The sequence below is a fragment of the Parabacteroides sp. AT13 genome (genome assembly GCF_002272965.1).
In the GTDB taxonomy this organism is placed as follows: domain Bacteria; phylum Bacteroidota; class Bacteroidia; order Bacteroidales; family Tannerellaceae; genus Parabacteroides; species Parabacteroides distasonis.
In genome coordinates this window covers 613,141-640,000 of record NZ_NQMH01000001.1, presented here as the reverse complement: position 1 = coordinate 640,000, position 26,860 = coordinate 613,141, and the positions used below count along the sequence as shown (strand labels likewise).

The 26,860-nt window shown below is 45.2% G+C and carries 22 protein-coding genes (1 of these 22 cut by a window edge); 17 read left to right on the top strand and 5 right to left on the bottom strand.

Features of this window, described 5'->3' with window-relative positions; translation table 11 throughout:
• The 4 genes in view from cobT to cbiB are tightly spaced (at most 30 nt apart) and all read right to left on the bottom strand, a layout consistent with a single transcriptional unit that may run on beyond the window.
• Positions 1–77: the start of a nicotinate-nucleotide--dimethylbenzimidazole phosphoribosyltransferase gene (gene cobT, locus CI959_RS03075; RefSeq protein ID WP_005865457.1), read on the bottom strand. 964 nt of this gene lie to the left of the window's left edge; only the first 77 of its 1,041 coding nucleotides appear in the window; its start codon is at positions 75–77; its stop codon lies off the left edge, out of view.
• A 30-nt stretch (positions 78–107) separates the two neighbouring features.
• A complete protein-coding gene (locus CI959_RS03070) occupies positions 108–623 on the bottom strand; it encodes a bifunctional adenosylcobinamide kinase/adenosylcobinamide-phosphate guanylyltransferase (RefSeq protein WP_022192099.1) in 516 nt (171 codons plus the stop codon).
• A complete protein-coding gene (locus CI959_RS03065; protein ID WP_008780964.1) occupies positions 616–1,185 on the bottom strand; it encodes a S4 domain-containing protein in 570 nt (189 codons plus the stop codon). The genes CI959_RS03070 and CI959_RS03065 overlap by 8 nt, the downstream gene beginning before the upstream one ends.
• Positions 1,186–1,195: 10 nt before the next feature.
• Entirely contained in the window at positions 1,196–2,155 is a 960-nt protein-coding gene (gene cbiB / locus CI959_RS03060) for an adenosylcobinamide-phosphate synthase CbiB (RefSeq protein WP_057316693.1), read from the bottom strand.
• 381 nt (positions 2,156–2,536) lie between these two features.
• On the opposite strand from cbiB, the gene CI959_RS03050 reads away from it, so the two are divergent.
• From CI959_RS03050 to CI959_RS02985, 14 genes are all read left to right on the top strand, one after another.
• Positions 2,537–3,091: an RNA polymerase sigma-70 factor gene (locus CI959_RS03050; protein ID WP_005865466.1), complete on the top strand. Its 555-nt coding sequence runs from the start codon at positions 2,537–2,539 to the stop codon at positions 3,089–3,091.
• A 61-nt stretch (positions 3,092–3,152) separates the two neighbouring features.
• On the top strand, positions 3,153–4,133 hold the full coding sequence (locus tag CI959_RS03045; RefSeq protein ID WP_057316679.1) for a FecR family protein: 981 nt from the start codon (positions 3,153–3,155) through the stop codon (positions 4,131–4,133).
• Positions 4,134–4,265: 132 nt separating this feature from the next.
• Complete coding sequence (locus CI959_RS03040; protein WP_057316677.1) at positions 4,266–7,583, top strand: TonB-dependent receptor; 3,318 nt, start codon at positions 4,266–4,268, stop codon at positions 7,581–7,583.
• 12 nt (positions 7,584–7,595) lie between these two features.
• Positions 7,596–9,116: a RagB/SusD family nutrient uptake outer membrane protein gene (locus CI959_RS03035; protein ID WP_057316675.1), complete on the top strand. Its 1,521-nt coding sequence runs from the start codon at positions 7,596–7,598 to the stop codon at positions 9,114–9,116.
• Positions 9,117–9,133: 17 nt separating this feature from the next.
• Positions 9,134–10,678, top strand: coding sequence for an arylsulfatase (locus tag CI959_RS03030; protein ID WP_012056243.1), 1,545 nt, complete (start codon positions 9,134–9,136; stop codon positions 10,676–10,678).
• A gap of 33 nt (positions 10,679–10,711) precedes the next feature.
• The gene (locus tag CI959_RS03025; protein WP_012056244.1) at positions 10,712–12,481 is read left to right on the top strand and encodes an arylsulfatase; all 1,770 of its coding nucleotides are present in this window, start codon (positions 10,712–10,714) and stop codon (positions 12,479–12,481) included.
• A 101-nt stretch (positions 12,482–12,582) separates the two neighbouring features.
• Positions 12,583–12,939, top strand: a complete 357-nt coding sequence (gene rpsF, locus CI959_RS03020; RefSeq protein ID WP_005865478.1) for a 30S ribosomal protein S6 — start codon at positions 12,583–12,585, stop codon at positions 12,937–12,939.
• Between the two features lie 2 nt (positions 12,940–12,941).
• On the top strand, positions 12,942–13,211 hold the full coding sequence (rpsR, locus tag CI959_RS03015; protein ID WP_005637107.1) for a 30S ribosomal protein S18: 270 nt from the start codon (positions 12,942–12,944) through the stop codon (positions 13,209–13,211).
• A gap of 21 nt (positions 13,212–13,232) precedes the next feature.
• Positions 13,233–13,679 (top strand): 50S ribosomal protein L9, encoded by a 447-nt coding sequence (rplI, locus tag CI959_RS03010; protein WP_005855078.1) that lies wholly within the window; start codon positions 13,233–13,235, stop codon positions 13,677–13,679.
• A gap of 135 nt (positions 13,680–13,814) precedes the next feature.
• Positions 13,815–14,978, top strand: a complete 1,164-nt coding sequence (locus tag CI959_RS03005; RefSeq protein WP_005855080.1) for an N-acetylmuramoyl-L-alanine amidase — start codon at positions 13,815–13,817, stop codon at positions 14,976–14,978.
• Positions 14,979–15,015: 37 nt separating this feature from the next.
• Entirely contained in the window at positions 15,016–15,900 is an 885-nt protein-coding gene (locus CI959_RS03000) for an MlaD family protein (protein WP_005855082.1), read from the top strand.
• Between the two features lie 366 nt (positions 15,901–16,266).
• Positions 16,267–17,664, top strand: coding sequence for a chromosomal replication initiator protein DnaA (gene dnaA / locus CI959_RS02995; protein WP_008774487.1), 1,398 nt, complete (start codon positions 16,267–16,269; stop codon positions 17,662–17,664).
• A gap of 257 nt (positions 17,665–17,921) precedes the next feature.
• Entirely contained in the window at positions 17,922–20,462 is a 2,541-nt protein-coding gene (locus tag CI959_RS02990) for an adenosylcobalamin-dependent ribonucleoside-diphosphate reductase (RefSeq protein WP_005855085.1), read from the top strand.
• A 23-nt stretch (positions 20,463–20,485) separates the two neighbouring features.
• A complete protein-coding gene (locus CI959_RS02985; RefSeq protein WP_009276785.1) occupies positions 20,486–23,173 on the top strand; it encodes a 4-alpha-glucanotransferase in 2,688 nt (895 codons plus the stop codon).
• Positions 23,174–23,212: 39 nt separating this feature from the next.
• On the opposite strand, the gene CI959_RS02980 is transcribed toward CI959_RS02985, so the two are convergent.
• Positions 23,213–23,584, bottom strand: coding sequence for a polymer-forming cytoskeletal protein (locus CI959_RS02980; RefSeq protein ID WP_005855088.1), 372 nt, complete (start codon positions 23,582–23,584; stop codon positions 23,213–23,215).
• A 91-nt stretch (positions 23,585–23,675) separates the two neighbouring features.
• Between CI959_RS02980 and folB the strand changes: the two genes are divergently transcribed.
• From folB to CI959_RS02965, 3 genes are all read left to right on the top strand, one after another.
• Complete coding sequence (gene folB, locus CI959_RS02975; RefSeq protein WP_005855090.1) at positions 23,676–24,044, top strand: dihydroneopterin aldolase; 369 nt, start codon at positions 23,676–23,678, stop codon at positions 24,042–24,044.
• A gap of 77 nt (positions 24,045–24,121) precedes the next feature.
• The gene (locus tag CI959_RS02970; protein WP_011965852.1) at positions 24,122–25,558 is read left to right on the top strand and encodes a monomeric [FeFe] hydrogenase; all 1,437 of its coding nucleotides are present in this window, start codon (positions 24,122–24,124) and stop codon (positions 25,556–25,558) included.
• Between the two features lie 5 nt (positions 25,559–25,563).
• Positions 25,564–26,811, top strand: coding sequence for a PNGase F N-terminal domain-containing protein (locus CI959_RS02965; RefSeq protein WP_005855094.1), 1,248 nt, complete (start codon positions 25,564–25,566; stop codon positions 26,809–26,811).
• The last annotated feature ends 49 nt before the right edge of the window (positions 26,812–26,860 follow it).

Here is a 26,860-nt window from a genome sequence, read left to right as displayed (position 1 = left end):
TTTGTCAGATTATCGATCTTGTCTTGTAAAGCGGCCTCCAGCCCTTTGTCCGGGGCCTCGATGTGAAATTGTATCATGATAGTAGTATTTTATATAAGTCGTTGTTCTTATTCCTTGATCTTGACGGGGATTCCGCTGACCATCAAGACAACCTCGTCCGCTTTAGAGGCAATATATTGGTTGAGCCAGCCTTGCATATCGGTAAATTTACGTTGCACCTCGTCTATCGGCACGCCTCCCATACCCAGCTCGTTCGTCACGAAGATCAGGTAGGCATCTTGCCGGGAGAGTTTATCGAACTCCGCTTTGAGGAGGGAGAGAGATAATTCCACGTCGCTTTGATTGTCGAAGAAGAAATTTGTCCCCCAAAGGGTTACGCAATCGATCACCACGACACGACCGGTAAGATCGTGGCGGCTCAAGTATTTCTCTTCCTCTATATTGGTCCACTCGGGGCCACGGTCTCGCTGGTGGCGTTCTACCCGCTTCCGGAACTCTTCGTCCCAGATGCGGGAGGTAGCTAGGTAAACCGGGTTGGGCGACAGCGATAAGGCGAGCCTCTGTGCGTACCCGCTCTTGCCGGACCGCTGTCCTCCAGTCACTAAGATCACTTTCTTACTCATCGCCTCCGTGATTCCTGTTTTTCCGGTGGGCGGCACGTTTCGCCTTGTTGATCGGGTTGTTCTTGCTCGTCTTCCGAAGGGCGGCCGATTTCGGGTTGGCGGCGATCCGTTGCGCCACCGCCGATTTGCTCAGTGCCTTTCCGAACTTGGGGCGTAAGGCATCTCGCAATAACTTCTCCTCGTCGGTAAGCTTGGCGGTCTTGGATTTCCAGCCTCCCTCTTTCTGCGCCTTACGGGCGGCAGCGTATTTATTGAACTTTCCGAACTTCTCCATTTTAGCGCCTTCACGGCCTCCCTTGTTCTCGGGTTTCGCTTTCCGGAGCGTGCCGAGTAATTCTTTTTCTTGCTGCATCTCCTTTTTCTCCTCCTCTTGCAGGCGGATATATTTCTCTACGTTCAAGCGTTCACCGTCCACCAATACGACATCCTCCGCCGTGACCTTCTGGCCTACGTGCGGTTGCTTGCCGTTTACGGTTACCCGTTCCATCTCGATGAAATTGTCCGCTTCCCGGCGTGAGCAAACACCGGCTTCGCTTATCAGTTTGTTTAATCTAATTTCCATATTATTAATATTATATTATTAGTAAAATAAGGGTGACGATCACACCCATCAACAGTTCCGTATTGCTATTCACTTGAATGGCGATACGCATATCCTCGGTCGTGAAAGGCCTCGCGTTCGTCCCGATATAAGGCTTCTCCACCGGTTTGCCGAAATAATCGTGCGTCCCCCCGAACTGGCAGTCCAAGACCGCCGCCAAGGCCGCTTCTGGATAACCGGAATTAGGGCTTGCGTGTTCAGGGCCGAAACGCCGTACGAAATCCCTTTTCCCCCAATTATTGGAGACAAGCAACATCAAATAGGCCGTGAGGCGGGCCGGGATGTAATTGGCGATATCGTCGATTAGCGCCGCTATCCGTCCGAACTCTAGGTAACGCTCATTCTTATAACCGATCATCGAGTCCAGTGTATTCACCATCTTGTAAGCCATCATCCCCGGCAACCCCAGCAGGGCGAACCAAAACATCGGGGCGATCACGCCGTCGCTCAGGTTCTCGGACAAGGTCTCCAACGCCGCCGCCCGTATCTCTTGCGGCGACAGGTTCGAGGTATCCCTCCCAACGATCCGCGCCACTTGCCGCCGTCCTTCTTCCGTGCTACGGTCCACGGCCTCGAACACCGCCTTCACTTCCTTAATAAGCGTCTTCCCGGATAGGCAATAAAATACGCCGACAGCCGTCAGCAACCCACTGAACTGCGGATGTATGATCCAAGCCCACGACAATATCCTCTCGCAGATTAAATACACGCCAAGGATAAGCACGACTGCCAGTATACCGCCTTTTAGGACCCGCTCGGAGCCTTTATTCAACTCTTTCTCTCCGGCGCTGATCGCTTTGCCAAACCATACGATAGGATGGGGCCAACCTTCCGGGTCTCCCAGCAACCGGTCGGATAACCAACCGCCCAAAAAGGGCACGATCTTGAGTAAATTGATAGAATGATGTAACCAATACATATTGAATGTCATTGAAGGAACAAACTTAGACAAAAAAAAGAACATAAGGAAGTGGTAAGCGATTCTTCATCACACATTAGGCGAAAGAAACCTACATTTAAAGGATTTCGAGCGTAGACTTTCATATTCTATCAGCTGTTGTATGATCATCCACCATCCGTTGCATGATCTTCTAACAGTTGGTGGATGATCATACAACGGATGGTAGAAGATGAATAGGTACGGAGAAAACGGTTAAAGGATGCCTTTAGAAGCCTTAAATCTTCGGGAAGGGAGGGCTTGATATACGGGGGATTCCTTTCAATTTTGTATTTATTAACAAGAAGAGCGTTCTTACGGCCGGTTATTATTACTTTATTTGCTCCCACCGTATCGTGAAAGGAGTTAATCGAGATGACAGATGAAAAATCCATTTTAGAACAATTTGCCGCTGGAAATCATACCGCTTTCCGGGAATTGTTCATGCGTTACCATCTGAAAGTCTATTATTTCGTGCTGGGACTCGTGAAGTCCGAGAGCGATGCCGAGGACTTGACCCAAGAGATTTTCCTAAAGCTTTGGACGCATCGGAGTCGTTTCACGGAAGTGAGGACGTTCGGTTCCTACCTCTATGTGCTGGCGAAGCATACGGCGTTCAATTATATCGAATCCCGCCGGGTGAATCTCGTGAGCTTGGAGAGAGCCGGGGAGGAAGACGGGGAACGAAGTGATACGCCTTACGAGGATTTAGTTGCCAAGGATTTACGGTTGCTAGTGGATATGATCGTGGAGACCATGCCGCCACAGCGGAAGATGATCTACCGGATGAGCCGCGACGAGGGTTTGTCGAACACAGAGATCGCCGAGAATCTACAACTCTCGAAAAAGACCGTGGAAAACCACTTGAACCTAGCGCTAAAGGAATTGCGGAACGCGGTATTGACTTTCCTTCTTGTTATGATGTGTTAATAGCTTGGGGGTAAAGCGGGAAAAGGAGGTCCTATAAACAAGATAAAATAGAAAAGCAGGAATGAGTCCTATAAAAAAGATATTAAAATACTTTTTCCATCATTCGTTCTCCGGGGAGATGGTGGATCGGGTACATCAGCGATTGGCGGAGCCGGGAGACGAGCGGGAAAAGGAAGAGGCTTTACGGGATATCTGGAATGAGATCGGTTTCCCGGAGGCGGATAAGCGGAGCGAGATGGCTTTCGCCCGGTTGGAGAATACATTGGGCGTGAGGCCCCGCCGCCGTCTGCGTATCCCGGCGTGGGTACGTATCGCCGCTATCTGGCTGATTCCTTTGTTGTCGTTGGGTGTTTCTTATTATCTATACAGGGATGCGCGGGATGTCAAGAAACTGGCTTTTATGGAACAGTTCGTACCTTCCGGCAAGCGGGAGCGGATCACCTTGCCCGATGGTAGCGAGGTTTGGTTGAATTCCGGTACCTTGCTGCTTTATCCATCCGCCTTTATCGGTCAGAGCCGGGAGATCTATCTGGTGGGAGAGGGATATTTCAAGGTGCGAAAACGCCCCGAGCAACCTTTCATCGTGCGGACGAAAGCGATGCGGGTACAAGTGCTGGGCACCGAGTTCAATTTATCCGCCTACCCGGACCAAGAGAAAATAACAACGACCTTGGAGGAAGGTTCCTTGAAGATTCTTCCCGATGATCCCTCGGTGGCTCCATGTATATTGAGGCCTAACGAGCAGCTTGTCTACATCCCTTCCCGGGGAAAGATGGACGTGCGGCAGGTGGTGGCCTCGGATTACTCGGATTGGAAAGAGGGAGGCTTGTTGTTTAACAACGACTCTTTCGAGGAAATCTTGAAAACCTTGGAACGTGTCTACAACGTGAAGGTGCATTTGCGTACTTCCGCTTATCATTCCAACCGGCTTACGATCCATTTCAATAAGCATGAGTCGTTGGAGAACATCATGATGTTGGTCAAGGAGATGATACCCGGCTTGGAGTATCAGATCAAAGAGGATGGGATCTATATTGATTGAGTTAAGGAGATATTAGGTTTTTATAATTCGTTAACGTTTTTCCGTTGGGTGCGCTCCTCGTTTCCCTTGTCCTAATAGCGAGTACGTACTACAAAGGAGATATAAATGTTTAACTAAAAAATCTAATATCGCATGAACAGGAATAAATCTATACGTGTCGCTATTCTTTGCCTGAGCCTCGCTATGGCTGGGAGCTTGCCTATCGATGCGCAGAAAGTGACCTTCCATGAAGGTTCGATCTCATTGAAACAGGCATTTGAGAAACTAGAGTCAAGCTCTGCTTATAAGATAGCTTATAATGATAGCCAATTGGACGTGTCGAGAAAGGTCTCGATGGATCAGAAAGATATGGAAGTATTGCAGGTCTTATCACAGCTGTTAAAGAATACGGGATACACGTATAAAATAAACGGGAATTATGTGATCATCGTGCCGGAAGAGGTCAAGACTGTCAAGGGGAAAAAGCAAGTATCGGGTGTGATTGTCGATACGAACGGCGATCCTGTGATCGGGGCGAACGTGGTGGAGAAAGGAACTACCAACGGTACGATTACCGATCTCGATGGAAAGTTTACGCTAGAGGTAAATGACAACTCTGTCCTTCAAGTTTCCTATATCGGCTATAATACGCAAGAGGTCTCGGCGAACGGAAAGACGAGTTTCTCTATCAAGCTGGGCGAGAATACACAGACATTGGATGAGGTGGTAGTCGTAGGTTACGGAACGATGAAGAAGAGCGACTTGACCGGATCGGTTACCAACGTAAAGGCGGAGAAGCTGTTGAGCAAGCCGGTGGTGAATGTTGGGCAGGCCTTGGCGGGAAAGGCTTCCGGTGTGGAGATCTTTGAGAATGGCGGTACGCCGGACGGGAAAGTACGGGTGCGTATACGTGGTAATAACTCTATCAACTCATCGAATGAGCCTCTGTATGTGGTAGATGGCGTGATTGGCGTAAGCAATATCAATCTGTTGAATCCTAGTGAGATCGAATCCTTGGAGGTATTGAAGGATGCCTCCGCCACGGCTATCTATGGTGCTCGTGGAGCGAATGGTGTGATCATGATTACGACGAAACGAGGTATCAAGAACGAGAAAGCGCAGATCTCGTACGACGGTTATGTCTCTATCGGTAAAATGGCGAAGAAACTGGACTTGATGAACGCTTCCGAGTGGTGGCAGAATTACAATACCACGATGGATAACGGGCAGAAATATGATCCGGAAGGGTATGCGCAAGGCAAGTACAAGAAAGTGACGCCGGCGGATCTGCCGAATTTATTCGATGCTAATGGTAACCCATTGTATGATACCGATTGGCAGGATGAGGCTTATCAAACGGCTATCAACCATAATCACCAAGTCAGCATCCGGGGCGGAGCCGATAAGACCTTGTATAGCGTGCATTTGGGATATATGCATAAAGATGCCTTGATGCGTAACGGTTTCCTAGACCGGTATAGCGGTAGGATCAACTTGGATTCCCAGCTTCGGGATTGGTTGAAAATGGGTGCCAATATGTCGTTCAATTATAATAAGGGAAACGATAATTACAAGAGTTATGGAGTAAAGCGTTTGGTACAGGAGGCTATTCCGTTGATTCCCGTAAAATATCCCGATGGCTCTTGGGGAAGCAACCGTGATTTCCCCGGTGCGGTACAGGATACACCTTCCCGGTATCTGGAAGAGATGGTGAACGAGACTTCCAATATCCAGACGATCGCCGACCTATATCTGGATTTCAAGATCACGGACGACTTGAACTTTAAGTCTACTTTCGCCGTAGATGCCAGTAATAGGAAACGTAATTATTATTCGGGTAAGGATCTGATCCAGTTCAGTAAGACGGCGGGAGGTATCGCTACAATAGCGACCTTGAAGGAATTGTATTGGCAGAGTGAGAATTATTTTAATTATAATAAGGAGTTCAATAAGAACAATCGTATGAATGTGATGCTTGGAGCAAGCTGGCAGCAACGGGCTGCCGAGAGCGTGGAAGCTACCTCGCAGAATTTCAGCGATGATTTTTACCAATGGCATAATCTGGGAGCGGGAACAGTGACGATACCGTCGAAATCGGATGATTATGCTTGGTCTATCAACTCTTATTTCGCACGTATCAATTATACCTTGAAAGACCGCTATCTATTTACGGCTACAGGCCGTTACGACGGATCGTCCAAATTCGGAAAGAATAATAAATATGCGTTCTTCCCCTCTTTCGCCTTTGCGTGGAGAGCCTCGGAGGAAAGCTTTTTGAAAAGTGTTCATTGGCTGAATAATCTAAAGGTACGTACCAGTATCGGCGAGACCGGAAACCAAGAGATCGGCAATTATGCTTTCTTCCAGAATTTAGGATCGGAGAATGCGATTTTTGGAGATAATTATTATACGGCTTTATATCGTAGTACATTTGGTAATCCAGACTTGAAATGGGAGAAGACCTTGCAATGGGATGCCGGTGTCGATGTAAGCGTATTGAATCAGCGTATCGATTTGTCTTTGGATTATTATTATAAAAAGACGAGTGATCTGTTATTGAATGCCCCGATCCCGGGAACTTCCGGATTGAATACGATCATGCGAAATATCGGCTCTGTGCAGAACCAAGGCTTTGAATTGACATTAAATACACATAATATACAGACTGACAATTTTAATTGGATGTCTACGGTATTGTTTAGCGTGAATCGCAATAAAATCCTGAGCTTGGGCGAAAATGATGAGGATATCTATCCTGCTCCGCGTCATCCGCAAGGGGATATGCTGATATTGCGTGTCGGTGAACCTGTTGGTTCGCTATGGGGATTGCGTCGTCTGGGAACTTGGGGTGAGGACGAGGCCGCTGAAGCGGCTAAATACAACCGCCTTCCGGGAGACGTGAAGTATGAGGACTTGAATGGCGACGGGAAGATCAATAGCGAGGATAATACGATTATCGGCTGTACCTCCCCGGACTGGACCATGACGATCTCTAATACGTTCCTTTATAAGAACTTCGATTTCTCGTTCGATCTCCGCTTCGTGTTCGGGAATGATGTCGTGAATTGCGCTACTCATAACGCCGAGGATCGCTCGGGCGTAGCGAATGGCTTCAAGTCGAATTTGAACGCTTGGACTCCGCAAAACCAGCATACGATGGTTGCCCAGCGTCGTCCGATGAAATCGTACTATGATTCTTATCCGGATTCACATTGGATGCAGAACGGTTCTTTCGTTCGGGGGCAGAACTTCGTCTTGGGATATACTTTCAGCAAGAGCTTGCTCCAAAAGATAAAGTTACAGGATTTGAGAATCTACGCGAGTGCTCAGAACTTGTTCTGTATCACGAAGTACAAAGGCTATGATCCGGAGGTTACGACCTATGAGGATGCTGCTTTCGGACAAGGTATCGACGACTTCAGCGAGCCTAAGGCACGTACTTTTACTTTTGGTTTAAATGTTAAATTCTAATACGATTGAGTTATGAAAATAAATAAAATCTATATCGTCTCATTATGTGCGTTATTCTTGTCTTCTTGTAATAATTTCTTGGATGAGCAACCTACCGGTACAATGACTACCGATTCAAAGTTGACAAGTAAGGAGTCCGCTTTGGCCTTGACGAATTCGGCTTATTTGAAGAATACGGTCTTTAATAAGATGACCCCGGGCTGGGGATGTAATACGATCTTATTGCTCGAATATATGACTGGCAAAGCTACTTCCGAGAATTCCCAATCGAATTATAAGGACTTTCAGGATCTACTGGTGAGTGATCGTTCTTTGTATATCGAGGACTGGTGGCAAGATTGTTATGCAGGTATAGCGAACTGTAACCTCGCGCTTCAAAAACTCGGGGAGTTCGAGAATCTGGATGCTTCCTTGATTAATGGCTACATGGCCGAGGTGAAGTTTATGAGGGCTTTGTATTATTTCTATTTGGTACGTATCTTTGGTGATGTCCCTAAGATTACGACCGTACAGTCGGAGTTGGGAGAGCTGCAAGTATCTCGTGCCCCGGTAAAGGAAATCTATGATGAGATCATTATTCCTGATTTGTTGGAGGCCGAGCAATCGGATCTGGCTTTTAGCGATCATACAGGGCGTGTCTCGATGGGAGCGGTGAAAGCGCTTCTTGCGGATGTCTATCTTACGTATGCCGGTTATCCTTTGCAAGGAGGTAAATCTTATTACGCGGAATCGGCTAAACGTTCATTGGAGGTTATAAAATCGAATGAGTATACGCTCTTCACGGATTATGAGAGCCTACGGCTTCCGTCGCAGAATAATAAGGGAGAGTTTATTTATCAAGTTCAGTTCTCCTTGAACAAGCGGCATAACGAGTCGGTACGTATCTTTTTACCTTCTCGTTCCGGCATTTCCGCCTACGATTTGGAATATGGTAGCCTGATCCCTACCAAGGAGTTCGTGGAAAGCTTTGAGAAAGGGGATAAGCGTACGGAAGAGAAGCAATATTTCTTTACGAACTACAAGGGGCATCCGAGTAAGTTCTCTCCGGGAGCGGCAGAGTTGGAGTTTATGGATTTGAATGGCTATTATATCTATAAGTTTTTTGATCAAGTGGCTATTGATAATACGGCGAAGTCAGACTTGAACTGGAGTGTATATCGTTACACGGATGTATTATTAATGTATGCGGAAGCGCAAGTGAACGCGGATGGTACTCCGAACCAGCAATCCATCGATATCGTGAACCAAATACGAGGAAGGGCCGGATTAGTACCGTTTAAGCAGACCAACGCAAGCGCATTCTTGGAGGAAGTCTGGGACCAACGTTACTTTGACCTATGTTATGAGAATAAGATGTGGTTTGATATGCTACGCACCCGTAAGATCCGGGATGATAAATCCGGGGAATATGTGGACTTTATCGGCTATAAGACGAATTGGGGTAAGGTGTATACGGAAACCCAGCTATTGTTCCCGATTCCATTAAGCGAACGGCAGGCGAATCCGAACCTGACTCAGAATCAAGGTTATTAACGAATAGAAAATAATATATGAAGATCAAGTTGTCTTTATTAGCCACCGGTTTACTATATGTGCCGGTGGTGTTCGCCCAAAAGCAACCCAATGTCGTGATCATTCTGGCGGATGATATGGGTTACGGGGATGTTGGATGCAATAATCCATATGCTAGGGTACGTACACCGGCCATCGATCAATTGGCCCGGAACGGTATCCGTTTTACGGATGCCCATTCTGCGGGTGCGTTGAGTGGGCCTTCACGCTACGGTTTAGTGACAGGACGTTATTTTTTCCGTACGCCGAAGAAGTCCGAGTATTGGGGGTACTTGTCTCCATATATCGAACCGGAGCGTTTGACGATCGGTTCCTTGATGCGTAATGCCGGCTATACGACCGCTTGTGTCGGGAAATGGCATCTAGGGCTCGACTGGCAGTTGAAAGATGACTCGAAACCACAGATTCTTACCCCTAAGAAATTTGGTTATACGAATACGGATTTCTCCGCCCCTGTAAAAAGAGGCCCTACGGAATTAGGGTTTGACTATTCTTTCATCCTTCCGGCTTCCTTGGATATGCCGCCTTATGCGTTCGTGCGTAATGACCGTGTCGTGGACCCGGATGTCATCTTGACGGCGGACGCTTATCCGAAGAAACAGGATGAGACGGTTTACGCTTGGGATCGTAAACATACGAACGAGAATGATATTTATTGGGAACGGGGCGTTTGGTGGCGTAACGGAGAGATGTCGCGCTCCTTTAAGTTTGAGGAATGTTTCCCGACAATCGTAGATGAGGGTATCGCTTTTATCGATCGGGAAGGACGAAAGGACAAGCCATTCTTTTTATATATGCCGTTAACCGGTCCGCACACCCCATGGCTGCCCACCGTTCAGTTTAAGGGATCTACTGAGTTAGGTACCTATGGCGATTTTATGGGCGATATCGATAATGTCGTGGCTCGGGTGAATGCCAAACTAAAGGAATTAGGTCTGGAGAAGAATACGATTGTCATTTTCGCCAGTGATAACGGAGGCGCATGGGAAGAGGAGGATATCCAGCAATACGGGCATCAAAGTAACTGGAGCCGCCGTGGGCAGAAAGGTGATGCGTGGGACGGCGGTCATCATGTTCCGCTGATTGTTCATTGGCCGGATCATATCAAGTGCCCCGGGGTTTGTTCCCAAACGGTTGGCTTGGTAGATATATTGGCTACATTGGCGGATTTAACCGGGCAATCCCTTCCTAAAGGACAGGCAGAGGATAGCTTTAGCTTTAAGAAAGTATTGGATGGTGATATGAATGCCTCGACGAGAGACCAGATCATGTACTTGTCCGGCTCCGGCAAATTAGCGATCAAGAAGGGAGATTGGAAATATATCGATTGTCTGGGCTCCGGTGGTTTTACGGCTCCCGCCCGTTTATCCCCGGTGAAGAATGGACCGAAAGGCCAACTTTATAATATGCGGACCGATTCTTTGGAGAGTAATAATCTCTTCTTGCGTGAGAAAGGCATTGCGAATGAGCTTTCCGCGTTGTTGAAGAAATTGTTGGATCAAGGATATAGCCGTCCGCAATAAAGGTAATCTTGATTAGGCAAAAAGTTGAATCGAATGACAAAGTTAGGCGTATTGTTTAGTGTTTTGGGAGTGGGGGCCGGTTGTATTCCGGCTTTCGCTCAAAAACAACTCCCCAATATCATCGTAATGTTATCGGATGACCAAGGTTGGGGCGATTTGGGCTTCACGGGGAATACCTTCGTGCAAACTCCTAATATAGATCGTATCGCTCATGAGGGAACGATTTTGGAGAATTTTTATGTCTGTCCGGTGTCATCCCCGACGAGGGCGGAGTTCTTGACCGGACGCTATCATGTACGGAGTGGCGTTAATTCTACGACCGGGGGAGGCGAGCGCTTTAATCTAGGAGAGAAAACGATCGCGGAATATTTCCGGGAGGCCGGATACGCTACCTCTCTATTTGGAAAATGGCATAGTGGTACGCAATATCCCTACCATCCGAACGCAAGGGGCTTCGAGGAGTTCTATGGTTTTTGTTCCGGGCATTGGGGGAATTATTGGAACCCGGTGTTGGAACATAACGGAGAGATTATTTCGGGCGAGGGCTTTATCATAGATGATCTGACCGATAAAGCCTTGGATTATATACGTGATCATAAAGAACATCCATTCTTTATGTTCTTGTCTTATAACACACCTCATAGTCCGATGCAAGTCCCGGATAGTTGGTGGAACCGTGTAAAAGATCGTACCTTGTCGCAGCGAGCTACTTTCCCGGAGCAAGAAGATACTACGTTTACGAAAGCGGCTTTGGCCTTGGCCGAGAATTTAGATTGGAATATCGGACGTGTATTGTCTTTGTTACATTCATTGGATTTGGAACAAGAGACGATTGTTATTTATTTCTCGGATAACGGCCCGAATAGTTTCCGGTGGAATGGTGGGATGAAAGGGCGAAAAGGCTCTACGGATGAAGGGGGTGTTCGTTCGCCGTTTTGTATCCGTTGGCCGGGACACATAAGGAAAGGGGCCGTGGAAACCCAGTTGTCCGGGGCTATAGACTTAATCCCTACTTTATTAGGTTTGGCGGGAATAGAATATACCCCGTTAAGGAAACTGGACGGAATCGATTGGGGACAGCGATTGCTGGATGAGAAAGCTCCTGCTATAGATCGGGTTTTATATAGTTATTGGGGAGGTAAGACGAGTGTGCGTATCTCATATTATCTATTGGATGCGGAAGATCATTTATATAAAACGGATATAGATCGTGAGCAACGGAAGGATGTATCGGATAAAGAACCCGAGATATATGAGCGGATGAAGCGTTATTCGAATTGGTTTAAGGATGAGTTACTGGCGGATTTCCCGAAGAAGGATACCCGTCCGTTTATAATCGGTCATCCGCGGGAAACCTATTCAAAGCTACCGGCCCGGGATGCGAGGATATCTGGCCCGATCGAACGCTCCAACCGTTATCCGAATTGTTCTTATTTTACGAATTGGAAAAGCCCGGAAGCGGAGATAAGCTGGAATGTGGAGGTTGAGGAATCCGGTTTGTTCGAGGCTTTTATCTATTATACTTGCGATAAACGAAATATAGGCTCTACTTTTGAACTTCGTACGGACCGGGATGCCGAGAATCTTGTATTTACATTGGATCAAGTAAATGACCAACCCATGCTCGGTGCGGATTTGGATAGGGTTCTCCGGGAGGAGTCTTATGTGAAAGGATTTGCTCCTTGCTCTGTCGGTATGATTTCCTTATCGAAAGGTGCGGCTACTTTATCCTTGCAAGCGAAAACGATCCGGAATGAGGAGGCCATGAATTTTTGGATGTTGGTGCTAAAACGAGTGAAATGAGTCTAAGATTGAAAAAAGTTGTATAACTATTTGCCAGTTATCAAATAATCACTACCTTTGCACCGCAAAATTTTTTATTAATCAATATTAAACAGCGTTTTATGAACAATTACGAAACCGTTTTCATTTTGACTCCCGTTTTGTCTGACGCTCAGATGAAGGAAGCGGTAGAGAAATTCACGAACCTTCTGAAAGCTCAAGGAGCTGAGATCGTGAATGAAGAGAACTGGGGCTTGCGCAAGTTAGCTTATCCTATCGACAAGAAGACAACAGGCTTCTACCAGTTGGTTGAATTCAAGGCAGATCCTAGTGTTATCGCTACGTTGGAGTTGAACTTCCGTCGTGACGAGCGTGTGATCCGCTTCTTGACTTTCCGTCAAGACAAGTATGCCGCAGAATATGCAGCTAAGAGAAGAAATCTGAAATCATCTAAAGAAACAGTAAAGGAGAATAATTAATTATGGCAGCAACTCAATCAGAAATCAGATATTTAACTCCGCCTTCAGTAGACGTTAAGAAGAAAAAATATTGCCGTTTCAAAAAGAACGGTATCAAGTATATCGATTATAAGGATCCTGAATTCTTGAAGAAATTCTTGAACGAGCAAGGTAAGATCCTTCCGCGTCGTATCACTGGTACTTCCTTGAAGTTCCAACGTCGTGTGGCTCAGGCTGTAAAGCGTGCTCGTCACTTGGCTTTGCTTCCTTACGTGACCGATTTGATGAAATAATTAATTAAGAGGAGACAGAATATGCAAGTTATTTTGAAAGAAGATGTAGTGAATTTAGGCTACAAAGACGATATCGTAACAGTAAAAGACGGTTACGGACGTAACTTTCTAATCCCCACGGGTAAGGCAGTGATCGCTTCAGAGTCTGCTAAGAAAGTATTGGCTGAGAACTTGAAGCAACGTGCCCATAAATTGGCTAAGATCAAGGAAGACGCTCAGACTTTGGCCGCTAAGTTAGAGGGTGTAGCTTTGACGATTGGTGCTAAGACTAGCTCTACAGGTACGATCTTCGGTTCTGTAACGAATATCCAAGTTGCTGAGGCTTTGGCTAAGGCTGGTTTCGAGAATATCGATCGTAAGATTATCTATATCAAGGAGTCTGTTAAGGAAGTAGGTAGCTATAAGGCTGTTTTGAAACTTCACAAAGAGGTTTCCGTTGAGGTTCCTTTCGAGGTTGTTTCTGAATAATAGATACTTTAATATATCATGAAAGAGGGTAGTTTCGAAACTGCCCTCTTTTTTTGTTTTAATTATAAAAAAAGATATCTGTCAATCAGCAAAAAAGCGCTACATTTGTCTCCAAATTTGCAATAATTTTAGAAAGTGAGCAAAAAGTCTTTTCTATATATTAACTTGCTATTTGCGTTGTTTTTTTTCTTGCCCGGACTTCAGGCGAGAGAGAAGACTTTTACGGTCGTGATCGATGCTGGGCATGGCGGTAAGGACCCGGGAGCTAGAGGGGCGAATGTTAATGAGAAGGAGATAAATCTCGCTGTCGCCTTAAAATTGGGTCGATTGATAGAGAATAACGCGGAGGATGTGCGTGTGATCTATACTCGTAAGACGGATCGTTTTATCGAGTTGGACGAACGTGCGAATATAGCGAACCGCAATAAGGCGGATCTTTTCGTGTCTATCCATACGAATGCCGTAAAGCGTGGAAGTACCGTGCAAGGTACGGAGACGTATACGCTGGGTTTGGCCCGTAGCGAAGAGAACTTAGAGGTGGCTATGAGTGAGAACTCAGCGATCTTGTTGGAGGATAATTATCAACAACGGTATGAGGGATTTGACCCGAACTCTTCGGAGTCCTATATCATTTTCGAGTTTATGCAGAATAAGCATATGGAGCAAAGTATTAGTCTGGCTTCCGAGATACAGAAATCGTTCGGGGCTTGTAAGCGGGTGGACCGTGGCGTAAGACAGGCTGGTTTTTTGGTGCTTCGTAAAACGAGCATGCCCAGTGTTCTGGTCGAGTTGGGGTATATCTCGAATCGTCAAGAAGAGCAGTTCATGAGAACCGCCGCCGGACAAAATAAATTGGCGGAAGCGTTGTACGATGCTTTTTGCAAATATAAGAAGAATTACGATCGTCGTAAAGGAAATATTTCCGGAGCTGTCGTTGCTCCCGTAGCGAATGAGAAAACTCCGCCTCCGGGGAGCGAGGCTGATATCTTAAATAAAAAACAGCAAGCCACAAGACAGAAAACCTCAGTTTCTTCTACCACTTCCGTGAACAGGAACACGAAAGGAAAGGTTATATATAAGATACAATTCTTGACTTCCAATAAGAAGCTTCCTGCGAACTCCCGGTTATTTAAGGGGTACAAGAACGTGGATTTCTATGTGGAGAAAGGTATCTATAAATACACGTATGGCGAGACTTCGGATTTTAACTCGATCCGGAAGATGCGCCGAACGATCGCAAAAGATTTTAAAGATGCTTTCATCATCGCTTTTAAGGATGGGAAGAAGGTGAAATATTAATGATTTAGGAATAAATTATACATTATAAATAAAGGAAATGAAAAGTGTATTCACTAAAGAGGCGAAGATCGGACTTGTGACGATCGTAAGTCTGGCGTTATTGTATTTAGGCATTAATTATCTGAAGGGTATTAACCTGTTTCAACCGGTGAACCATTACTACGTATCATTCAGCAACGTAAAGGGGGTGACGATTTCCAGCCCTGTATTTGTGGATGGTTTTAAGGTGGGATTGGTTCGTGATATTATTTATGACTATGATACGACCGGTAAGATCATCGTTGAGGTTAGTTTGGAAGATAAGATGAGGCTGAATAAGGGAAGTTATATAGCGGTTGTCAATACTTTCTTAAGCGGAGCTGAGTTGCATATCCATTTGAACACTTACGTGGATGACTTTTTGAAGCCGGGTTCTACGCTTGAGGGACGAATGGAAGAGGATATGATGCAATCCGTACAGGAGAAGATCTTGCCAAGCGTTGAGAACCTTTTGCCGAAGATCGACACGATCTTGGGTAGCTTGCAAACCTTGATCGCTCATCCGGCCTTGGCTCAATCCTTGAATCATATCGAAAAAACGACTAGCAACCTAGAGGTGTCTACCCGTCAGTTGAATCAGATGTTGAGTAAGGATGTACCGGGTATCGTGAATAACTTGAAGACGATGACGGATAATTTCTCGGAGGTGAGCGCCAACTTGAAAGAATTGGATTTGGCTACAACGGTCAATTCCATCAATGCGACCTTGGCGAACTTGAAGTTGACTACGGATAAATTGAATTCGACGGATAATAGCATCGGCTTGTTGTTAAACGACAAAGGATTGTATGATAATCTGAACAGCACGATGGACAACGCCTCTAAGCTATTGCTTGATTTGCGGGAGAATCCGAAGAGATACGTGCATTTCTCTGTTTTTTGATTATGTTAAAAAATCATAGCATAAAAGACGTTATTTAGAATCATTCTAATTAGACAAAAAGTTAGGGGACTCCTGCTGATTATATACATAAGGCCTTTAGGTAAAGTGAGATAGATACTTCCTGAGGCCTTATTCCGTCACCGGACGTCAGCGTTTACGCTTTTGTAGAGGTCTCTAAAATAAAGGGTTTTTGAACATTGGTCGATCTAAATAACAGTAAATCAGATAGGTATTAGTAACTGTCTGAATCTAAAAGGGATATTGAAAATTCATATTTACCAAACAAAATAGCACTTTTTTTTTCGGAATTAATTTCTAAACTTTGTAGTCCGAATGTAAAAAGTATTAGTGGGAGAGAAAGAAAACATGCAGACTGATTATCAAACATTGTGGAATAAGTGCCTTGCGGTCATAAAGGATATTGTGCCTAAGGCAGCTTTTGACACATGGTTCGTACCTATCGTTCCGTTATCATACGAAGACAAGAAGTTTACCATACAGGTGCCTAGTCAATTCTTCTATGAGTATCTGGAAGAGAAGTATGTTAATGTTTTGAAAGTTACATTGTATCGTGTAATCGGTCAAGGAACCATTCTTAACTACCGTATCATGGTGGATAAGACAACTGGTGGTACGGTTGATTATCCGGCGGAGAATGCTTCCACCGCTGTAAAGAAAGTCACTCCCAAGGACGCTAACAAGGCTCCGAATCCTTTTATGACGACTGCTCCGCAGGATTTGGACCCTCAGTTGAACCCGAAGTATAATTTTGATAATTATTTCGAGGGTACGAGCAATAAGCTGGTTCGTACGGCGGGTGAGGCTGTTGCCCAGAATCCGGGAAAGACTACGTTTAACCCGTTGTTTATTTTTGGTCCGTCAGGAGTGGGTAAAACTCACTTATGCCATGCGATCGGAACCCGTATCCGGGAGTTGCATCCGGAAAAAAAAGTGTTATATGTATCTTCGCATTTGTTCCGGGTACAGTTTACAGATGCTATCCGTAAGAATACGACTAATGACTTCTTGAATTTCTATCAAAATATCGATGTGCTGCTGTTGGATGATATACAGGAGTTGATCGGTATGGATAAGACTCAAAATACATTCTTCCATATTTTCAACCACTTGCACCAGTTAGGTAAGCAGCTTATCTTGACTTCTGATAAACCTCCTGTGGATTTGCAAGGGATGGAAGAGCGCTTGATCACCCGTTTAAAATGGGGATTGACGGCTGAGTTGAGCCGTCCGGATCTGGATCTACGTAAAAAGATACTGAAGAATAAGATCAACCATGACGGAATCATGATTCCGGATGAGGTCTTTAACTTTATCGCTAATAATGTGACGGAGAATGTCCGTGACTTGGAAGGTATTCTCGTCTCTTTAATGGCTAATGCGGTTATCAATAATCGTGAGATCGATCTGCCGTTGACGAAACGTGTGGTTAGCCAAGCGGTTCGGTTGGAGAAGAAACAGATCTCCGTACAGATGATTCAGGAGATCGTTTGCAAGTATTTCAACTTGGAGCAATCGGTTATCCAGACTAATTCCCGTAAACGTGAGATCGTGCAAGCCCGTCAGATCACGATGTATTTGGCGAAGAAATATACGGACTCCTCTTTTTCCCATATTGGAAAGATCGTAGGAAAGAAAGACCATGCGACGGTCTTGCATGCTTGTAAGACGATCAAAGACCAGATTGAGACTAGTAAGTCTTTCCGGTCTTCCGTAGAGGAAATCGAGGTCTTGCTCAAGAACTAAATTAAGAATCCCTATATAGTAGGATAAGGACGTCTCTCTAAAGAGGCGTCCTTCTTTGTTTTGGAAGATCCGTATAAGTGTTAAGTTTTCTTTTTGGAAAACTATTTGATGCTTAGTTTTGTTTAAGTAGTTGAAAATGTGGAGTTGCAAGTTTTGTTTTGGAAAACTTTTCAATAAGTATTCTTTTTAACGTAGGGTAATTTGGATAACTGGTAAAGTATGCGTAAACTTGCAGTCGCAAAATAAATATAATAATTGTGGATCGTAAAACTTACACTTTTGACGAAGCGTTTAAGGCTTCATTGGATTACTTTACCGGTGACGAGCTCGCCGCTAAAGTATGGGTAAATAAATATGCCTTGAAGGATGCGTTTGGAAATATCTATGAGGAATCTCCGAATGATATGCATCATCGCTTGGCAAGTGAGATTGCCCGTGTGGAAAAAAAGTATCCGAATCCGTTGTCGGAACAAGAACTTTTCGACCTGTTTGATCATTTCCGCTACATCGTTCCGCAAGGAAGTCCGATGACGGGAATTGGCAATGATTATCAAATTGCCTCACTCTCTAATTGTTTTGTTATCGGATTGGACGGGCAAGCGGATTCGTATGGTGCGATTATTCGTATTGACGAAGAACAGGTACAATTAATGAAGCGCCGTGGTGGTGTAGGCCATGATCTTTCGCATATTCGCCCGAAAGGTTCTCCGGTTAAGAATTCTGCGTTGACTTCTACCGGGTTGGTTCCGTTTATGGAACGTTATTCGAATTCCACCCGTGAGGTGGCCCAAGATGGCCGTCGTGGAGCTTTGATGCTGAGCGTTTCTATTAAACATCCGGACTCGGAGGCGTTTATCGACGCTAAGATGACGGAAGGTAAGGTTACAGGTGCAAATGTATCTGTGAAGATTGATGATGATTTCATGAATGCCGCGGTTAATGGCGGTACCTATAAGCAACAATATCCAATTGATTCGGATTCTCCCGTTTATGTGAAGGATATCGATGCTTCTGGCTTATGGAAAAAAATTATTCATAACGCTTGGAAATCCGCTGAACCGGGTGTGCTATTCTGGGACACGATCTTACGTGAGTCTGTACCAGACTGCTATGCGGATCTGGGGTTCCGTACGGTTTCCACGAATCCTTGTGGCGAGATACCTCTTTGTCCGTATGATAGTTGCCGTTTGTTAGCGATCAATTTATATTCATATGTGGTAAATCCGTTCACTCCGGACGCTTATTTCGATTATGATTTGTTCAAGAAGCATGTAGGTTTGGCCCAGCGGATTATGGATGATATTATTGATTTGGAGTCGGAGAAGATCGAGATGATCTTGGCTAAGATCGACTCGGATCCGGAATCCATGGAGGTAAGACAAACAGAGCGTCATTTGTGGGAAAAGATCCAACGAAAGACTTTGCAAGGACGCCGTACAGGTGTGGGCATTACGGCGGAAGGCGATATGATTGCCGCTTTAGGTTTGCGTTATGGAACAGAAGAAGCAACCGATTGTGCGGAACTTATACAAAAGACATTAGCTTTGGCCGCTTATCGTTCATCCGTAATGTTGGCGAAAGAACGTGGTGCCTTTGAGATATTCGATGCGAAGCGTGAGGAAAAAAATCCGTTCATCAACCGTTTGCGTGAGGCTGATCCTGCTTTATATGAGGATATGTTGAAATACGGCCGTCGTAATATCGCTTGCTTAACAATCGCTCCGACGGGAACGACTAGCTTGATGACACAAACCACTTCCGGTATAGAGCCGGTATTCTTGCCGGTATATAAGCGCCGCCGCAAAGTAAACCCGAACGATTCCGAGGCTCGTGTGGATTTCGTGGATGAGACAGGCGACGCTTTCGAGGAGTATATCGTATTCCATCATAAGTTTGTAACGTGGATGCAAGCGAATGGTTATTCGGCAAGTAAGAAATATACACAAGAAGAAGTGGAGGAGCTAGTTGCTAAGTCTCCTTATTATAAAGCGACTTCCAATGATGTCGATTGGTTACAAAAAGTCCGTATGCAAGGACGCATTCAGAAATGGGTGGACCATTCTATCAGCGTAACGATCAATTTGCCGAACGATGTAAGTGAGGAGTTGGTAGATTCTTTGTATGTTGAGGCATGGAGATGCGGATGTAAAGGATGTACTGTTTATCGAGATGGTTCTCGTTCCGGTGTCTTGATTGCGACAGATAAAAAGAAGAAAAAAGAGGATTGCAACTGCATGCAACCACCGGTTATCGTATCTACCCGTCCTCGTGAATTGGATGCGGATGTGGTAAAATTCCAGAATAACCGTGAGAAATGGATCGCTTTCGTCGGCTTGTTGAATGGCCGTCCGTATGAGATCTTTACCGGTTTGGCCGATGATGACGAGGGTATCATGTTACCTAAAAACGTTTCTAAAGGTACGATCATCAAGAGCTATGATGAGGATGGTAATAAGCATTACGACTTCCAGTTCAAGAATAAACGCGGTTATAAAATGACAATCGAAGGCTTGGATGGCAAGTTTAATCCGGAATATTGGAACTATGCTAAATTGATTTCCGGTGTGCTCCGTTACGGAATGCCTATCGATCAGGTTATAAAACTGGTACAGGGTATGGAGTTGAATAGCGAGTCTATCAATACTTGGAAGAATGGCGTGGAACGGGCCTTGAAGAAATATTTACCGAACGGCATGGAAGCGAAAGGGCAGAAATGTCCGAACTGTGGGTTGGAGACCTTGATTTATCAAGAAGGTTGTTTGATCTGCACGAATTGCGGAGCCTCTAAATGCGGTTAAATAATTGACTAAATCTATATACCATGAAAGTCACTTTTAATATAAACTTCCATACCGTTTGGGGACAGAAGTTATGTGTAGTGGGCTCCATACCGGAATTAGGCTCTTGGGAACCTGCTTTGGCTAAGGAGATGAATTACTCTGGGGATGGAAACTGGAAACTGGAACTGGATCTTCCACCCGATATAAAAGATATAGAATATAGATATTTCTTAAGTGTTAATGATAAGCAGATCTTTGAGGAGTGGGAGAAGAATCACCGGATTGTATTGGATGGACAATCTGATTCTTACATCCTTTATGATTATTGGCAAATCCGTCCGGATAATCTAGCCTTTTATTCTTCGGCTTTCACCAAAAGTTTATTCGCTCATCCCTGCAATACACATGAGAGGGTCGTTAGAAGTGGAAGAAAATTGGTGATAAAGATATCCGCTCCCCGGGTGGAAAAGAATCAGTGTGTAGCCATTACTGGAAATCAAGAATGCTTAGGTAACTGGCATCCGGACAAGGCTTTATTGCTGAGTTGCGATACTTTCCCGGAATGGCATATTGATTTAGACGCTGCGGAGATACGGTATCCTTTAGAATATAAATTTTTGGTTTGGGATAATGATTCCCGTCAACCTTTGTATTGGGAGAGTGATGAGAATCGTATTCTAAGTCTTGTTCCGCAGAAACAGGGTGAGACCGTTGTTATATCTGGTCTTTACTTCCGGGATAGCTTACCGTTATGGCGTTGTGCCGGCTCGGTTATCCCCGTCTTTTCCTTGCGCTCGGAAAAGAGCTTTGGAGTAGGTGATTTGGGAGATTTACACATGTTGGTGGATTGGGCTAGAAAGACGCACCAACGTATCATTCAAGTATTACCTATGAATGATACGACAATGACCCATACTTGGGTGGATTCCTATCCGTATAGCGCTATTTCTATTTATGCCCTTCATCCCATGTATGTGGATTTATCGGCTTTGGGGACCTTGAAAGATCCGGAGAGAGCTGCTTTTTATGCAGGGAAGCAAAAAGAATTAAACGCAAAAGATACGGTTGATTACGAGGAAGTACTGAAATATAAATTGGGTTATTGTCAAGAATATTTCGCAGGGGAGGGTAAGGCCGTATTAGATACGCCGGAGTTTAAAGAGTTCTTGGCGCAAAATGAGTCATGGTTGATGCCTTACGCTACTTATTGTTTCTTGCGGGAAAGTTATGGGACATCGGATTTCTCTCAATGGCAAGGTAATTCTACTTACAATAAGACACGTGTTCGCGCCCTATGCCGGGAAGATAGTGACGCATGGCCGGAGATCTCGTTCTCTTATTTCTTGCAATATGTATTGCACAACCAGTTCAAGTCGGTATCGGATTATGCCCGTAAGAATGGAGTTGTATTGAAAGGTGATTTACCCATTGGCGTGAGCCGCACTAGTGTAGAGGCTTGGACGGAACCGAAATATTTTAATATGAATGGTCAAGCGGGTGCTCCCCCCGATGACTTTTCCATGAACGGTCAGAACTGGCTGTTCCCGACTTATAACTGGGATGCGATGGAGAAAGATAATTTCTCTTGGTGGAAAAAACGCTTCGCTAAGTTAAGTGATTATTTCGATTGTTTCCGTATAGATCACATCTTGGGATTTTTCCGAATATGGGAGGTTCCTTGTGAATATGTGCAAGGGCTTTGTGGTCATTTCAATCCAGCGTTGCCGTTCTCGAGAGAAGAGATCGAGCAGTATGGATTGAATTTTAACGAATCTCGTTTCACGACCCCACATATCAATCGACAATTTTTATCGGAATTGTTTGAGGAAAATACAGAAGAGGTGATAGGTGCTTATTTGGCACAATCCTCCTCCCGGCATTATGTGTTAAAACCGTTCTGTGATACGCAAAGGAAGATTGAGGCGTTGTTTGCGGATAAGGCGGATCCAGTTTCCCTACGGATCAAGAATGGCCTGTTTACGATTGCGAATGAGGTATTATTTCTTCGTGATCCAAGAGAGACCGATAAGTTTCATCCCCGGATCTCGGCGAATCAATCCTATATCTATCGGGAATTGAGTGGTTCCGACCGTTATGCGTTCGATCAGTTATACTGGCATTTCTTCTATCATCGCCATAATGATTTTTGGAAGGCGCAAGCGTTTAAGCGTTTGACACCGTTGGTTGCGTCCACGGAGATGTTGGTTTGTGGAGAGGATCTCGGTATGATCCCCGCCTCTGTTCCCGAGGTTATGAATAAGTTGCAAATACTAAGCTTGGAGATTGAGCGTATGCCGAAGAGCCCACAGCGGGAATTTTCCGATATGTTCAATCTGCCTTATCATTCGGTTTGTACGACTTCTACACATGATATGACTCCTCTTCGTAATTGGTGGAAAGAAGATCCGGAGAAGACACAGCGTTATTACAACCATGTATTGCAACGGATCGGTGAGGCCCCGGATGAATGTACGGCTGAAATCGTTGCCCAGATTATTTCTAATCATTTGAAGACTCGTTCCATGCTGACGATTATTCCGTTGCAGGATTGGTTTGCTATGGATGATTCTATCAAGCGGAAGGATATAGAATCCGAGCGTATTAACGTTCCTGCGAATTCAACGCATTATTGGCGCTACCGGATGCATATTACGTTGGAACAGCTTTTGCAGGCTGATAACCTGAATAATAAGATCGTCTCGTTGATAAAAGAGGCTGGACGAAAATAAGAAAGACTAAGGGCCGTATCGAAAAGTGCGGCCCTCAGTCTATTTGTCCGCTTTCTTTTTCTCGGAACACATCGAGCAGGCTCCGTTGAACCGTGCGTTTGGTTCGATCTCTAGGGATTGGGTATATATATCTCCCTTGATAATTGCTGTTGATTTTAGAATAAGCTTTGCGCTTACTTTTACGGAGCCATCTACCTCACCGAGAATCTCAGCATTCTCGGATACGATATTGCCTGTTACGCTACCTTTGGGGCCGATAACGATCTTGCCGTTGCAACTGATGTCCCCTTCTACTTTTCCATCCAAGCGAAAGTCTGTCTCTGTGATAATATTACCCTTTATCGTTGTCCCCGCAGCCAAGGCGTTGTGTAATCCGCCTGCGGAATTTTCATCTTTTTGTTTTATTCCCATCATAATGTGTTGTTACTTGGTTGACAAATATAAGACTATTTTTTTGCAGGAAGGTTTACTTTCTATACATTTACAGATAAATTAAAAGATTATGACAACAAAGATTGAATTACGAAGGATGACATTCTATGCCTATCATGGCGTGGCACCCCAAGAGACCCGGGTTGGGAATACTTTTATCGTAGATTTGATACTGACAGCGCCGTTGGAGAATGCGGTATGGAGCGACGATTTAAGCGATACGATCAATTACGCCACAGTATATGAAACCGTGAAAGCAGAAATGGCTATCCCCTCGAGACTTCTTGAGCACGCGGCGGGGCGTATCTTGAAGGCTTTGAAAGAGAGATTTCCACAGATCACGGAGGTGGAACTTGTCTTGTCTAAATTAAATCCTCCGTTTGGCGGAGATATTCATAGTGCTTCGATAATTCTTAAAGAAAGCTTTCTTTCTGTTTAGAAACTTTTATTTACCTTCGCGTTTGTAAAGAAGTGATGCGATATACGATATACTAAAAGCACAAATACGATAACATTATGGCATTTACCAACAACGTAATGATTGTTCGTCACGGATTGCTGGCGAAGTTAGTAAAGCTCTGGAAAGAAAACCGTCTTCTAGAAGAAATAGATCGCTTACCGATCGAGTTGAGTCCCCGAAAATCGAAAGTGAGGGGCCGTTGCTGTGTACATAAGGAACGTGCCGTCTGGAAATACAAGACCTTGCCTTTGCTTGGTTTTGATATGCAGGACGAGGAAGATGAGTTGACACCGCTTTCAGAGTATGCGAAGCGTGCCTTGTTCCGCTCGGAGAATAAGAAGGAAAATATCATGTGTGTAGTGGATGAGGCGTGTTCCTCTTGTGTCTCCGTGAATTATGAGATCACGAATCTTTGCCGGGGTTGCGTGGCTCGTAGTTGTTATATGAACTGCCCGAAGGACGCTATCCGATTCAAGAAAAACGGTCAGGCCGAGATTGATCATGAAACTTGTATCAGCTGTGGTAAATGCCACCAAAGCTGTCCGTACCATGCCATCGTTTATATCCCGATCCCTTGCGAGGAAGTTTGTCCGGTTAAGGCGATCAGCAAGGACAAGTATGGGGTGGAGCATATCGACGAGTCTAAATGTATATATTGCGGTAAATGTGTGAATGCTTGTCCGTTCGGTGCTATCTTCGAGATCTCGCAAGTATTCGATATCTTGCAACGCTTGCGGAATAAGGAACAGATGGTAGCGATTGTCGCTCCGTCTATCTTAGCTCAGTTTAGCGCTCCGAAGGAAAAAGTGTATGGCGCTATCAAGTCCTTGGGATTCGAGGAAGTGGTTGAGGTGGCGCAAGGCGCTATGGAAACCACCCGTCATGAGGCGGAAGAATTGATCGAGAAATTGAAAGAAGGACAACCGTTCATGACCACTAGTTGCTGTCCGTCTTACGTGCAATTGGCCGAGAAACATATCCCGGATTTAAAGAAATACATCTCTTCTACTGGATCTCCGATGTATTATACGGCCCGTATCGTGAAGGAAAAATATCCGGATGCGAAGATCGTGTTTGTTGGCCCGTGCGTGGCGAAACGAAAAGAGGTGAAACTAGATCCGTGCGTGGATTTTACACTTACGTTTGAGGAAGTAGGTTCCGTATTGGAGGGATTGGGTATCAAGATCGAGGAGGCCCAGCCTTTCTCTGTATTATTTAACGCTGTCCGTGAGGCGCATGGCTTCGCCCAAAGTGGTGGTGTGATCAACGCCGTTAAGGTTTATTTGAAGGACGAGAACGTAAATGCCGTGCAGGTAGCCAACCTGACAAAGAAAAATGTGGCATTATTACGTGCTTATGCTAAAACCGGAAAGGCTCCCGCGCAGTTTATAGAAGTGATGGCTTGCGAGGGCGGTTGTGTGACCGGTCCTTGTACGCACGCCGATAAGACTGCCGGACAAAAGCAGCTTATTAAGGAGCTTACTAAATTCTAGACAAAATGATTAAAAAATTGGTTTTATTTGTCTCCTTGACGGGAGTTTTTCTATGTACCGCTTCTTGCGGACATAAAGAATTACCGTCAATGGGAGATTATTCCGTACAGGTATTTAATGATACCCACGTACGTTTCGCTCCGGATGTATATCCCGCCGCTTTTAACGCTCCGGGACCGGACAGTATCTATCATTTGGTGAATGGCCGTATTATCTTGAAGAAGGTAACATTGCCGGAATATAAGCGAAACGTTTCCGTCAAACTCCGGGTTACGGTAGCTTCGAATGGAGATCGCTGGGATAAATCCGGCTCTTGTTTTGTATTGCCAAATGCCTCGGGCATTAATTTGTTGAATATCGCTAAAGGGGAGAAGGAGTTTCCTGCGGTGGATAGCGTGAAACTGGAGAAGATGATCGGTATCATCCCCGGGACGGATTATCAACCTACCGTGGAATTGATGCGTTTCATGACTCCGTTCGGAGTAGGGCATTACAGTAGTCCCGAGGATAGCTTGACGAAACATCGTAAACCTGTGTATGTCGACCATTGGGAGGATAGCGTAAGCTGGGAGCAAGACATAACCGATTTGTATCCTCTTCTGGAAGGTGGCGCTTATGTTGGGATCTTTATCGATACATGGACACCGGAAGGATACGTCGCTAGCATGACGATCGATGTGGACGAGTCCGATCTGACTTGCGACGCTTTGCCGAAGAAACATGTAGAGCCGTTGATGAATACGGTTTATTATATCGGGCAGGAATATCCGGATATATTCGCCCGGAAGGACGTGTCATTGGATTTTGATATTCCTCAAGGCGCACGTGATGTCCGTCTGAAATATATCGTTACGGGACATGGCGGTCATTCCGGTGGTGATGAGTTCGTGGAGAAACAGAATATTGTATCTGTTGATGGAGTTCCTGTCTTGGATTTTGTTCCTTGGCGTACGGACTGCGCTTCTTTCCGTCGTTTTAATCCGGCTACCGGGGTTTGGTTGAGAAAGCGTCTGGCTGCCTATATCACCGAGAAGGGTTATTCGGAGAAAGAAGTAGAGGAACCCTTGGCGTCTTCGGATCTTTCCCGCTCTAATTGGTGTCCCGGATCGGACGTGATACCGGAAGAGGTGGAGCTGAAGGATATCCAACCCGGCCATCATACGCTGACGGTGAGTATTCCGGAAGCGGCAGAAGTGGATGGGAATAAGCTGAATCATTGGTTGGTCTCAGCCTATTTGGTCTGGGATGAGTAAATAATGTGATAATATGTTATGTACCAATGTGCCAATCATGCTCTCTTCA